Below are 201 nucleotides of genomic sequence, written 5' to 3' on the forward strand. Positions count from 1 at the left end.
GATTATGGTGATGACGAGTCAATTGTCTTTGTTCATATAAATCAAAACGGTCAACTTTAGTAATACGATACTGTTTCTTGCGCTCAGGAGTATCGAGGACATCACAAATGGTGATTGTATCCAGTTTGTCATTCTTAGTAATGCCACCTTCCATCTTGCGTGTGAGATCAGTGGTTTTAGGGTTGATCAAGGCAACCGTAT

General features: G+C 39.8%; 1 protein-coding gene. It reads right to left on the bottom strand.

Annotated features, from left to right (window positions below):
- On the bottom strand, nucleotides 1-190 hold a 190-nt coding region (locus LJE08_RS14945), incomplete at its 3' end, for an IS110 family transposase (RefSeq protein WP_227403706.1).
- Nucleotides 191-201: the final 11 nt, after the last annotated feature.

The organism is Holdemanella sp. DFI.5.55 (assembly GCF_020593575.1).
GTDB classification, from domain to species: domain Bacteria; phylum Bacillota_I; class Bacilli_A; order Erysipelotrichales; family Erysipelotrichaceae; genus Holdemanella; species Holdemanella hominis.